9 protein-coding genes and 1 pseudogene are annotated in these 12447 nt (G+C 70.7%); 3 read left to right on the forward strand and 7 right to left on the reverse strand.

Annotated features, from left to right (window positions below):
- A partial coding sequence (locus T398_RS11910; RefSeq protein ID WP_496446644.1) for a RidA family protein occupies positions 1–329 on the reverse strand: 329 nt, incomplete at its 3' end.
- A 73-nt stretch (positions 330–402) separates the two neighbouring features.
- Here T398_RS11910 and T398_RS11915 point away from each other — a divergent pair.
- On the forward strand, positions 403–1023 hold the full coding sequence (locus T398_RS11915) for a TetR/AcrR family transcriptional regulator (protein WP_496446645.1): 621 nt from the start codon (positions 403–405) through the stop codon (positions 1021–1023).
- A 15-nt stretch (positions 1024–1038) separates the two neighbouring features.
- On the opposite strand, the gene T398_RS11920 is transcribed toward T398_RS11915, so the two are convergent.
- Complete coding sequence (locus T398_RS11920) at positions 1039–2439, reverse strand: class II fumarate hydratase (protein WP_496446647.1); 1401 nt, start codon at positions 2437–2439, stop codon at positions 1039–1041.
- Positions 2440–2492: 53 nt separating this feature from the next.
- Positions 2493–3902, reverse strand: coding sequence for a MocR-like pyridoxine biosynthesis transcription factor PdxR (pdxR, locus tag T398_RS11925; protein ID WP_496446648.1), 1410 nt, complete (start codon positions 3900–3902; stop codon positions 2493–2495).
- Positions 3903–4058: 156 nt separating this feature from the next.
- On the opposite strand from pdxR, the gene T398_RS11930 reads away from it, so the two are divergent.
- Both T398_RS11930 and T398_RS11935 read left to right on the forward strand, forming a co-directional pair.
- Positions 4059–4430: an EamA family transporter gene (locus tag T398_RS11930; RefSeq protein ID WP_496446650.1), complete on the forward strand. Its 372-nt coding sequence runs from the start codon at positions 4059–4061 to the stop codon at positions 4428–4430.
- A gap of 101 nt (positions 4431–4531) precedes the next feature.
- A pseudogene (locus tag T398_RS11935) lies at positions 4532–4837 on the forward strand (EamA family transporter); the annotation flags it as partial.
- Between the two features lie 67 nt (positions 4838–4904).
- On the opposite strand, the gene T398_RS11940 reads toward T398_RS11935, so the two are convergent.
- The 4 genes from T398_RS11940 to T398_RS11955 form a co-directional block, all read right to left on the reverse strand.
- Positions 4905–7877 (reverse strand): AfsR/SARP family transcriptional regulator, encoded by a 2973-nt coding sequence (locus tag T398_RS11940; RefSeq protein ID WP_496446651.1) that lies wholly within the window; start codon positions 7875–7877, stop codon positions 4905–4907.
- Between the two features lie 209 nt (positions 7878–8086).
- Positions 8087–9754 (reverse strand): fumarate hydratase, encoded by a 1668-nt coding sequence (locus T398_RS11945; protein WP_496446653.1) that lies wholly within the window; start codon positions 9752–9754, stop codon positions 8087–8089.
- 67 nt (positions 9755–9821) lie between these two features.
- Entirely contained in the window at positions 9822–11195 is a 1374-nt protein-coding gene (locus T398_RS11950) for an outer membrane protein assembly factor BamB family protein (protein WP_496446655.1), read from the reverse strand.
- Positions 11119–12393, reverse strand: a complete 1275-nt coding sequence (locus T398_RS11955; RefSeq protein ID WP_496446657.1) for an MFS transporter — start codon at positions 12391–12393, stop codon at positions 11119–11121. Before T398_RS11955 ends, T398_RS11950 begins: the two co-directional genes overlap by 77 nt.
- Positions 12394–12447: the final 54 nt, after the last annotated feature.

Consider the following 12447-nt stretch of genomic DNA (forward strand, 5'->3'; position numbering starts at 1 on the left):
GGGGCGGCCAGGGTGACGCCCAGCTTCGCCGCCGCCCGCGCGATCCCTTCCCCCAGGAGCGCCATCTTGTCGGGCGTCCAGTCGACGACGTACACGGTCACCTTCGCCACGTCGTCGAAGGAGCCACCGACCTCGGCCAGGGCGGTGGCGACGTTGAGGTAGCACTGCTCCACCTGGGTGGCGAGGTCACCCACGCCGACCGTGTTCCCGTCAGGGTCTACGGCGACCTGGCCGGCGAGGAAGACCAGCCGCGACCCGGTGGCGACCGCCACCTGCGAGTAAAGGTCAACCTTCGGTAGTCCTTCGGGGTTAACCAGGGTGATGGTCATGCTGACTCCCTTTCGTGGAGCTGTCGGTCGGACCATCAAAACATAGCACGGCTATGTTATGTATCCTGGGGTTGTGGCCAGGAGGAAAGACCCAGCGGTCCGTACCCAACTCATCGAACGGGCCGCGCACATGCTCCGCACCCGCGAGCCCATCACCCTCCGCTCGCTGGTGGCCGGCACAAGCGTGTCGACCATGGCCATCTACACCCACTTCGGCGGGATGGACGGCATGTGGAAGGCACTCCGGCAGGAGGGCTTCACCCGCCTGGGCGCCCGCCTCGCCCACGTCACCCCCTCGACGGACCCGGTCCGGGACCTGACCGCCCTGGTCACCGCCTACCTGGGCAACGCCCTGGACCACCCCGACCTGTACCGGGTCATGTTCGACGCCAACTTCGACCTGGAAGACGCCCAGGCTGCGGACGACACCCTGGAATACCTGGTCCAAGCCGCCGAACGAGGCCGACGAGCCGGCCGCTACCGCGCCGACACCAACCCACTCGAACTGGCCACCCAAAGCTGGGCCGTCGCCCACGGCCTGGTCTCCCTGGTCGCCACCGGCCCCCTACCCCGGCCAGCCCTCGCCCACGGCCCCCTCCTGCTGACCGCACTCTTCACCGCCACCGGAGACGCCCCCGAGCGATGCCGACAGTCAGTCAAGCAAGGCTGGCAACCGGACCTGGCCGACGCCTGACCCGGGCACGACCCATCAGGGGTGCGTCATCCGGAGCAGGTCGAGCGCCTCGTCAAGCTGCTCCCCGGTGAGCTTGCCGGACTCCAGGTGCCCCCGGGAGACCACCACCTCCCGGATCGAAGCCTGCTTCGCGAGGGCCTCCTTCGCGATCGAGGCGGCCTCGTCGTACCCGAGATGCCGGTTCAGCGGGGTGACGATGGACGGCGAGCCCTCCGCGTACGCCAGGCAGACCTCGACATCCGCGACCAGGCCGACCACGCACCGGTCCGCGAACAGCCGCCCCGACGCGGCCAGCAACTTGATCGATTCCAGCAGGTTGCGGGCCATCACCGGAAGCATGACGTTCAACTCGAAATCGCCCTGGGAGCCGGCGAAGGCGACCGTCGCGTCGTTGCCGATCACCTGCGCACAGACCTGGCGCACCGCCTCACAGACCACCGGGTTGACCTTCCCGGGCATGATCGACGAACCGGGCTGGAGATCCGGGATCCGCAGCTCCCGCAGGCCGGCGCGGGGGCCGGAGCCCATCCAGCGGATGTCGTTGGCCATCTTGTAGAAGCCGACCGCGATCGTCCGTAGCTGCCCGGAGGTCTCGACCAGCGCGTCCCGTGCCCCCTGCGCCTCGAAGTGGTTCCGCGCCTCGGTCAGCGGCAGCCCCGTCGAGTCGCGCAGCCGCGCGATGACCCGCGCCGCGAAGCCCAGCGGGGTGTTGATGCCGGTGCCCACGGCGGTGCCGCCCAACGGCAGCTCGGCCAGCCGGGGCAGGGCCGACTCCAGCCGCTCGATGCCGTAGCGGACCTGGGCGGCGTACCCGCCGAACTCCTGGCCGAGGGTGACCGGGGTCGCGTCCATCAGGTGGGTACGCCCCGCCTTGACCACCGTCTCGAACTCGGCGGCCTTGCCCTCCAACGCCTCCGCCAGATGCGCCAGGGCGGGCAGCAGGTCCCGGGTGACGAACTCGGTGGCGGCCAGGTGGATCGAGGACGGAAAGACGTCGTTGCTCGACTGCGACGCGTTCACGTCGTCGTTCGGGTGCACGTCGGCACCCAGCTTCCGACTGGCCAGGGTGGCGATCACCTCGTTGGCGTTCATGTTCGACGACGTGCCGGAGCCGGTCTGGAACACGTCAACGGGGAACTGGTCGTCGTACCCACCGTCGGCCACGTGCGCCGCGGCGGCGGCGATCGCGGCGGCCACCTTCGGGTCGAGCACCCCCAGCTCACCGTTGACCTCGGCCGCGGCACCCTTGATCTGGGCCAACGCCCGGATCTGGGCCGGCTCGACCCCCCGCCCGGAGATCGGGAAGTTCTGCACCGCGCGCTGGGTCTGCGCCCGCCACAGTGCCTCGGCCGGCACCTCCACCTCGCCCATCGAGTCGCGTTCGATCCGGTAGCCCGTCGCCTCAGGATTCGTCACCCCACCATCCTGCCGCGCACGACCGCCCCGCGCGGATATTCACCCCGAGCCGCTCAATCGGTCCCGATCATCCGGACCGCGGCGGCCAACGCGGAGGCGGCTCCGACCAGCGAGTCGCGGGAGTGGACGGCATACCCGACGACGAGCCCCGGTGTCGGCGGACGATGGTGGAAGGCGAAGTGGTCCGCCCCCCGCACAACCACGCCGAGTCGCGCGGCGGCATCCACCAACGCCCGTTCGTCAAGGTACGGCGGAATCGCCAGGAACGTATGCAGACCGGCGGGTGAGCCGATCAACCTGAAGTCGGGCAGCAGGTTGGCGACCGCGGCAGTAAGGGCTGCCAGCCGCTCCCGGTAGCGCCGGCGCATCCGGCGCAGGTGCCGCTCGAGGCGTCCGGTCGCGATGAAGTGGGCGTACCCGAGCTGATCGATGGTGGAGCTGCCCAGGTCCTGGCGGGCGCGGGCCCGCTCCAGCGCCGGCGTGAGGTGCGCGGGCACGGCAAGCCACCCCATCCGAAGCCCCGGGGCGAGCGTCTTGCTGGCGGAGCCGCCGTAGACCACCCGGTCGGGAGCGAGGCCCTGGACAGCGGGAGGACGTTCGGCATCGTCAAACCAGAACTCCGCGTCGTAGTCGTCCTCAACGATGAGCCCGTCGACCTGCCGCGCCCAGGCCACCAGCGCCGTACGCCGCGACTCGGACAGCACGACACCGGTCGGGAACTGGTGCACCGGTGTCACCAGCACCGCCCGCGCCTCGCTGGCGGCCAGGGCCCGCACGTCGATCCCCTCGTCGTCAACCGGCACCGGCACCGGACGCAGCCCGATGTCTTCGAGGAACCTTCGCTGCCCCGGATGTCCGGGGTCCTCAACGGCGACGGTCACGTGTCCAAGATCCAACAGCATGTTCGACAGCAGCGCGAGACCCTGCGCGAAGCCCGCGGTGGCCATCAAGGTGTCGGCGGTGGTGCGGACAGCCCGAACCCGTCCGAGGTAGGAGGTGAGTTCGCTCCGCAGCTCCGCCACCCCGGCCAGAGCGGGATACTCCAGATGCTCCGGCGTCGCGGTCTGCAGCACCCGCCGCAGGCAGGTGAGCCACTCGGCGCGGGGAAAGCCACTGACATCGGCAAGTCCGGTGCGCAGGTCCCACCGCGCGGAAACGGTGCCGACGGCGGACACCCCGGATGCCCCGGTGACGGCGCGGTCCTGGGCGGGAGCCAGATTCGCGACCCGCGTGCCGGAGCGGTCCACCGAGATGAGGTAACCCTCGGCGGTCAGTTGCTGGTACGCCTCGACCACCACGCTGCGTGCGATCCGTAGGTCGGCCGCGAGTAGTCGGCTGGACGGCAACGGCGCCCCGGGCCGCAGGGCACCGGCCTCGATCATGCTCTTGATGCCGCTACGCAGCTGTTCGATAAAGGGCGTTGTGGACTGTCGGTCCAGATTGAGTTGGAGCTGCCGTGCCATCTGGTCTGGTCTCACCTTGCCCATCTGGTCTGGTGCCCGACCCGGCAGGCCGGCTTCACTAAAAGCGATCACGCAGGAACGACGTGACATCCCGGCAATCGCCACGCTAGAGCGACGGACCGATAGACCATGCCGCCGCGTCAAGGAGAGAGCATTTTGAGCCGATACTGGGGGATTCTGTACGGCGTCGCGGCGATGACCTTGGTCGGCAGCTCGGCGGCTGTCCTCGCCGGGCTCACCGACTATCCGACGTTCGGCGGCCAGCTGCTGCGCTACGCCGGCGCGGCCCTGGTCTTGCTGCTGTTCATGCGCCTGCAGCGGGTGCCACATCTGCGCCTGTCGCCGCGCGAGGTGGTACGCCTGACGCTACTCGCCGGCACGGGCCTGGCCGGATTCAACGTCTGCTACGTGCAGGCCGTACGGCATGCCGACCCGTCCAGCGTCGGCGCCGTCATCGGTGGCGTTCCGATCATGCTCGCGTTCCTGGCTCCGCTGCTACGGCGTCGGCCCCCAGCGGGCGGGTGGTAGCCGCCGCGATCGTGGTGACCGCCGGCGTGGTGCTGACCCAGGGCTACGGTGGCGGCAGTGCCACCGGGCTGGCGTGGGCGCTGGGGGCGCTGGCCGCCGAGGTGGCGTTCTCGCTGCTCGCCGTCCCGTTGTTACCGAGGCTGGGCCCATTGCGGGTCTCGACGTACGCGTCGGCGCTGGCGGTGCCCGTACTACTCGTCGCGGCCGTCGTCGCCGACGGGCAGGGCGCGGTTCCCCTCCCGACCATCGGGCAGGCGCTGGGGCTGGCCTATCTCGCTGTCGTCGTCACCGCGCTCGCTTTCGTACTCTGGTACGGAGCGATTGCCCGGCTCGGCGCCGACCGGGCTGGGCTCGCCGCTGGCATCGCGCCGGCCAGCGCGGTCGCGGCCGCGGCACTGCTGGGCACCGGCCACCCCGCAACCGCGGACATCGTCGGTGCGATCGTCGTCGGACTCGGCGTGACTATCGGGCTGGTCAGTCCAGCTCGGTCAACAGCCGCCGCACCTCATGCCGCTCCGGCACGTCTACCTGGTCGAACAAGGCGAGCGCCTGGGTCCAGTACGCTCGCGCCGCACTCACGTCGGTCGACCGCAGGCAGCGGGCCATGCCGTCCAGGGCCCGCGCCTGCTCGTACCGATGGTTGATCTTCTGGGCATCCTGCAGCACCCGGCGGAAGAGATCCAACGCGCTCGGCCGGTCCCCCTGCTCGGCGATCGCCTGAGCCAGCATGTTCCGCGTACCGCACTGCCCAGCACGGTCACCCGCGTCGATCATGGTAACCAGCGCTTCCCGGTGCAGCGCCGCCGCCTTCTCCGGGCTGTCCGCCCGCTCCATCAGACCGAGTTCGTTGAGCATCTCGCCTTCGCCGTACCGGTTGCCAACCCGGCGCTTGAGGCGCAGCGCCGTCCGCAGCAGCCGCCGGGCCGGTTCAATGTCCCCCAGCCGATGACGGGTCGCTCCGACGTGCCCGACGGCGTGCGACAGCTGCCGCAGGTCACCGATTTGCCGGCTCATCAACAGCTGGTGGCGACTGAAACGCAACGCGTCACCATAACGTCCCCAGTTCAGCAGGGCTTGCGTGATGTTGTTCAGAAGATTCGCCAGGCTGGCCAGGTCTCGGTCGGACGGTGACAGCTCAAGTGCCTCCTGGAAGAGCCGCATGCTGGGACCGTATTCACCGTTGGCCGCCTTCAGGCTGCCCAGGTTGTACAGTGTGGTCACGACTGCCGAGGTGAACCCGAGCTGCCGTCGCAGGCTCAGCGCCTCTTCGGTAAGCCGGATGGCCGCCGCGAAGCGGCCCAGCCGATAGTACGCAGACGCGAGATAGTTGAGCGTCGTTGCCACCGCCACGTCGTTTCCCAGCCGTCGCGCAGCGCGGAGAGCGACGGTATGTGTGTCGATCAGGTCGTCCAGCTGGCCCCGCTCATAGTGGAAACCCCAGCAGGCGCGGGTCAGCTGCCAGCAGTGCTGCAGAAACCCCTCTGCCTCGGCGATGCGGGGCAATGCAGTCAGCACCGTACGGTTCTCGTCGCACCAGGCGCGGCCCTGCTCGACGCAACTGTCCACCAGGTCCGCCCGCGGCGCCTTCGGCGACATGAACTGGGCCCGGCTTGCAGCCGTCTCAAACCGGTCGGCGATCGCCGCCGCCACATGCAGGTGATGATCGAGGAGCCGTTCCAGGGCGGCGAAGCGCTCAGCCCTTCGGCCAGGCTCGGCCAACAGGCGGCGAGCGTACTCCTGGACCAGGTCGTGAAGGCGGAACCGGCCCGGCCGCGGCTCCTCGACCAGATTGGCGTCGATCAGCTCGTCGAGCAGGTCCCGGGTGTCGGGTAGGGCCAGCTCAGCCAACGCGGCGGCGACCGCGTTGTCGAAGTTGCTGTCCGGATGCACGCCGAGCAGTCGAAAGAGCCTCCGCGCGGGCGGTGAGACCTGCGCGTACGACAGGGCGAAGGCCCCGCCGACCGAACGCGGCCCGGCCGCGAACTCAGCCAACGGGTCGCGGGCTCCGGCCAGCCGCTCGACAAGGTCGACAATCCGCCAGCTCGGCCGGTGCGCCAGCCGGGCACCCGCCAGCCGGATCGCCAACGGCAGGAAGCCACAGCGACGAGTCACCTCCGCCGCCGCCTTCGGTTCGACGGCGACCCGCTCCGGACCGGCCACCCGCCCCAGCAGCGTGACCGCCTCGTCCAGATCGAGAACGGGCAGCGACACCGGGTGGCCCGCGTCCAACCCGACCAACCGCCATCGACTGGTCACCAGCGTGAGGCAGGAACGCCCGGTGGGCAGCAGGGGTGCGACCTGATCGACGCTCGCCGCATTGTCCAGTAACACCAACACCCGCCGGTCGGCGAGTTCGGTGCGCCATCGGGCGAGACGATCCTCCAGGTCCACCGGAATCTGCTCCGCCGGAATACCGAGCTGCCGCAGCAAGGTCGCCACCGCCGCCGCCGGGGTCAACGGGGTGCGTTCGCTGTGGCCGTGCAGGTCGAGGTAGAGCTGCGCGTCCGGGTAGCGGTCGGCGAGGCGGGTGGCGAGGTGCACCGCGAGGGTGGTCTTGCCGCTGCCCGCCATTCCGTCGATCAGTTGAACCTGGGTGTCTCCCTCCTGGAGCCGCTGGAACAGGTTCGCGACGATCTCCTGCCGGCCGGTGAAGTCGCTGATCGCCCTCGGCAGGCCCCGAACCGGGGTCGTGCTGGGTCGCGGTCCAATGGTGACCAGGTCCCCGGCCAGCACCCGCTGGTGCAGCTTCTGCAGCTCCACGCCGGGCTCGATGCCCAGCTCGTCGGCGTAGCGACGACGCCCGTCCCGGTAGACGACGAGGGCATCGGCCTGGCGACCAATGGCGGAGAGGGCCAGCATCAGTTGACCCCGCAGGCGATCCCGCAACGGGTGCCGCACGACCGCCTCGGTCAGTTCGTCGATCAGGTCGACGGCGTTGCCGAGCCGCAGCTCGATGTCAACACACTCCTCCAGCACTGTGCACCGCTGCTCGTCGAGCGTCTGGGCCCGTCCGCGTACGCTCCGACCGGCGATGCCGCCCAGCGCCGGCCCCCGCCAGAGCGCGAGCGCGGCGCGGAAGTGCCGGCGGCCGTCAACCAGGTGACCAGCGGCGACCGCCGCCCGAGCGGCAGCCACCTCGTCGCCGAACACCTCGGCGTCGAGGTCGGCGGGCGCGGTACGGACGCCGTAGCCAACCGGGTCGGTGACGATAAGTTCCGGGGGCAACCCGAGGGCGACAAAGCGGCGCCGTAGCCGGGACACACAGGTCTGCAGCTGGGCCCGAGCAGTAGCCGGTGGCTGCTCCTCCCAGACCGCGTCGACCAACTCCTCCGCCGGCACGATCCGACCAGCCTGCAGTAGCAGCATCGCGAGGATGGTCCGATCCCGACCCGCGGTAACGGTGGCCTCGCCACCGACCCGCAGTGGGCCCAGGATCCCAAACCGCATACGTCCACCCCTGCCGTACTTGCAACTTCCCGCAGGGTAGCTGTCGGCCTAAAACCGTTTTGGGTACGGCGATAGCGCGGTGAGAGTGGATCAAGAGAAAGGCGTCCGACAATCCAGGACGCGCAATTGAGGAAACATGTGACGGGGGCGGTGCGCCCGTTCGGCCGTAGCCGAACGGGCGCACCGATGTCACGGGCGGCCGACGGTGGTCAGCGGCGGCCCACGGTGAGGACCGGTTTGGTCACCTCGGCGAAGAAGTCGTTGCCCTTGTCGTCGACCACGATGAAGGCCGGGAAGTCCTCCACCTCGATCCGCCAGACCGCCTCCATCCCGAGCTCGGCGTACTCCAGCACCTCGACGTGCTTGATGCAGTCCTGGGCCAGCCGGGCCGCCGGGCCGCCGATCGAGCCGAGATAGAAGCCGCCGTGCTCCTGGCAGGAGCGGGTGACCTGGGCGGAGCGGTTCCCCTTGGCCAGCATCACCATGGAGCCGCCGGCGGCCTGGAACTTCTCCACGTACGCGTCCATCCGGCCCGCCGTGGTCGGGCCGAACGAGCCGGAGGCGTAGCCCTCGGGGGTCTTCGCCGGGCCGGCGTAGTAGACCGCGTGGTCCCGCAGGTAGGCCGGCATCGGCTCCCCGGCGTCCAACCGCTCGGCGATCTTGGCGTGGGCGATGTCCCGGGCGACGACCAGCGGACCGCTCAGCGACAGCCGGGTCTTGACCGGGTACTTACTCAACTCGGCGCGGATCTCGGCCATCGGCCGGTTGAGGTCGACCCGGACCGCCTCGGACGACTCCAGCTGGGACTCCGTCACGTCGGGCAGGTAGCGGGCCGGGTCCGTCTCCAGTCGCTCCAGCCACACCCCCGACGGGGTGATCTTCGCGACCGCCTGCCGGTCCGCCGAGCAGGAAACGGCGATCGCCACCGGGCACGACGCGCCGTGCCGGGGCAGCCGGACCACCCGCACGTCGTGGCAGAAGTACCGGCCACCGAACTGTGCGCCGATGCCGAAGCCCCGGGTCAGCTCCAGCACCTCGGCCTCCAACTCCAGGTCCCGGAAGCCGTGCGCGGTCATCGAGCCCACGGTCGGCAGCCCGTCGAGGTATTTCGCGGAGGCCAGCTTGGCGGTCTTCAGCGCGTACTCGGCGCTGGTGCCGCCGATGACGACGGCCAGATGGTACGGCGGGCAGGCCGCCGTGCCGATCAACCGCAGCTTCTCCTCCAGGAACTGCATCATCCGGGTCGGATTCAACAGTGCCTTGGTCTCCTGGTACAGGTACGACTTGTTGGCCGAGCCGCCGCCCTTGGCCATGAAGAGAAACTTGTACGCGTCCGGCTGCCCGTCCGGGTCCTCGGCGTAGAGCTCCACCTGCGCCGGCAGGTTGCTGCCGGTGTTGCGCTCCTCCCACATGGTCAGTGGGGCGAGCTGTGAGTAGCGCAGGTTCAGCCGGGTGTACGCCTGCCAGACGCCCCGAGAGATCGACTCGGCGTCCGCCCCGTCGGTGAGCACGTGCCGGCCCCGCTTGCCCAACACGATCGCCGTGCCGGTGTCCTGGCACATCGGAAGCACCCCGCCGGCGGCGATGTTGGCGTTGCGGAGCAGGTCCAGCGCGACGAAACGGTCGTTCGGCGAGGCCGCCGGGTCATCGATGATCGACCGGAGCTGCGCCAGGTGCGCGGGGCGCAGAAAGTGCGCGATGTCATGCATCGCCTCGGCGGTCAGCGCGGTGAGCGCGGCCGGCTCCACAGTCAGGAATCTGCGACCGCCCGGGCCGTTGATGACGTCAACGCCCTCGTCGGTGATCAGGCGGTACTCCGTCTGGTCCGAACCGGTCGGCAGCAGGGGTGCGTACGAGAAGGAGGCGGCACTGCTCATGAACGGAAAGCCTAGGGCAGGAGAGCCGTCCGGTCCCACCCGCCGGGTAGGTCCTGGGACAGCGCTCTCACCCCGCCGGGCCGGTTGATTGGAAGGAGACGTACCCGATCTGCCGGCCCTCACCGATGATCATGCCGTTCGCTCCGACCGCGAGCGCGTTCGCCGCCGTCCGGAGGTTGGCCAGCTCAGCGCCGGTACCCGGGTCGAGCGCGACGAGCCGGGACGGATCCCGTTCGGCGAAGATCGCCGCGGACGGGGTGAGCGTCGCCCGCGGCTCCTTTTCGGCGGGGCGGGTCCACCGGGTTTCGCCACCGCCCAGTTCGCGGACGGCGACCGAGCGTTGGTCGGCCGCGCGGATCAGGGCGTACCGATCGTCAACGGCGACGATCTTCGTGCCCGGGTCGGTGACCAGCAGCAGCCGGCCGTCGTAGGCGTCGAGGACCGCCTGCTTGCCGTCCGGCGACACCCCGATCAGCACGCTGCGGGCACCCAGCGGATCCCGGCGCTGGGCACAGCCGATGGCGTCGGCGGTGCCGAAGTTGACGCCCGCCCGCTGCCAGGTCTCCTTCCCCAACAGCGGGTCCCATCCCGAGACGGCGTAGCGGCAGTTGCCCTCCTCGGAGGTGGCGGTGAGCCGCAGCATCCGACCGCCGACCACGGACAGCCGCTCGTCCCGGCCGGGCTCGATGTCGACCAGCACCCGTCCGGTCGCGGTGTCCAGCACGTGCACGCGACCGTCGACCGGAAACCCGAGCAGCCCGGGCACCGGCTCCGGGCCGGAGACGCCGTTGTCGATCCGGACGGCCTCGATTCGACGGGTGTCGAGCAGCCTCGGGTTGTCCCCAAGTAGGCCACTTTGGACACCGGGCAGGTGGGCCGTCCACAGCGGCGTGTCCCCGCGCGGGTCCCAGGCGTGCAACGTGCAGTCGGTGGGGGCCGGGCAGCGCGCGTCAATGAGCAGGTTCTGCCAGGTCCAGACCGCGACCGCGTCGTTGTCCCGCCGCCGGGTGGCACCGGTGACCGGGTCGAGCACCTCGTAGCCCCGGGTGAGGAGCTTGCCCACCACGACGACGGCGTCCCGCCCCGCACCGGCGACCGCCGACCAGTCGGCCTTGCGCTTCCAGAGCGGGGTGCCGTCGCCGAGCCGTACCGCCTCCACCCGGGTGCGCTGCTCGACCACGACGGCTTCCCCGGCGATGGTGACGCTGCGCGGAGTGCCACCGACGCGTTGCTGCCAGACCACGCCCGGCCCGCCGATCGGGGCACTGCGGTTCACCCAGTCCCACACGCCGGGGAACGGGTTCCAGACACCGCTCACCGAGAGCACGACGACCGTCACGAGCCCGAGCAGCAACCAACCAGGCTTACCCAGGCCGCGCCCCTTCACCACCGGGACACGGTAGCCGCCCGCCCGGCCCGCCGCATTCCGCCGCGCCCGCACCCGGCGGGGTCAGCGTCCGCCAGAGCGCCGCCGTCGCGGCGAGCGACGCCACCCCGGCCAGCGCCATCACGGTGCCGGGGGGGACCACTTCGCTCAACGCCCCGCCGGCCGCGGCGGCCAACCCCTGCACCGCCATCAGGCCGGTGCCCAGTAGCCCGAACGCCTGCCCCCGGCGGGCTTCCGGCACCGCGTCGAGAAACCGTCGGGCCAGCCCGAGCTGGTAGGCGAAACCGGCGGTCGCGACCGTGAGCAGCACCGCCGCCGGCCACTGGCTCGGCTCGGCCACGAAGGCGAGCATCGGCACGCCGAGCAGCAGCGCCAGCCACGGAGTCAACGCCTCCCGGCGGGCGGGCCCGACGAACCGTCCGACCAGCAGGTCACCGAGGAGCATCCCGAAGGCTGCGGCCATCAGCAGCACGCCGGCGCTGGCCGCCGGGTCGAGCTCGGCCGCGTACGGCACGAGCACGCCCTCGGCCCCGACCAGCAGCGAGCCGGGAATCCACTGTGCCAGGAGCAGGTCGCGTACCCGCCGGTCGGCGAGGAGCATCCGGTTGACCCGCCAGGTCTCCCCGACGGCGCTTCCGGTCCCGGTCGCCACCCGGGGCGCCCGGGACGTCAGCCCGACCCGGGCCAGCAGCGCGGCGAGGAGGCAGGTGGCCGCCGTGAGCCAGAGCGCCCCGTACGGGCCGACCAGCCCGAGCAGCAGGCCACCGAGGGCGAACCCGGCCACCTGGGTGCCCCCGGCCGCCACGGTGAGCACCGACCGCCCCAGCACGTACGCGTCGCCGTGCAGCATCTCCGGCAGCAACGCGCTGCGGGCGGCGCTGCTGACCGGGGCGAGGAGGCCGACGACCGCGACCAGGCCGAGCATCGCCGCCGGGGCGAGCACGCCGAGCGCGAGCACCACGGCCATGGCGAGCCGGAAGAGGTCGTAGCCGACGATGAGCCGCCGCGGCGGCCACCGGTCGGCGAGGGCGAGCAGGAACACCCCGCCGACCGCGTGCGGCAGGAACCCGGTCACGTACGCCAACGCGGCGAGCAGCCCGGAGCCGGTGCGCTCGTAGATCAGTACGGACAGCGCGAGCATCTTCACCGTCTCGCCGATCATGAACACGCTGTAGCCGCCGAAGAGCACCCGGAACTCGGCGACGGCGAAGACGTCCCGGAAGGTGCCGGGACGGGAGTCGGTGACGATCATTCGAGCAAGTGTGGGGAGCGACCCGGCGGCGACCTATCCTTTCGTTCACCAGCG

The sequence above is a fragment of the Salinispora goodfellowii genome, assembly GCF_059570675.1.

Excerpts from the sequence above, each read along its gene's own strand:
- pdxR (WP_496446648.1), bottom strand. The coding sequence starts at position 3,902 with ATGGCACGGCAGCTCCAACTCAATCTGGACCGACAGTCCACAACGCCC.
- T398_RS11940 (WP_496446651.1), bottom strand. The coding sequence starts at position 7,877 with ATGCGGTTTGGGATCCTGGGCCCACTGCGGGTCGGTGGCGAGGCCACC.
- T398_RS11945 (WP_496446653.1), bottom strand. The coding sequence starts at position 9,754 with ATGAGCAGTGCCGCCTCCTTCTCGTACGCACCCCTGCTGCCGACCGGT.
- T398_RS11955 (WP_496446657.1), bottom strand. The coding sequence starts at position 12,393 with ATGATCGTCACCGACTCCCGTCCCGGCACCTTCCGGGACGTCTTCGCC.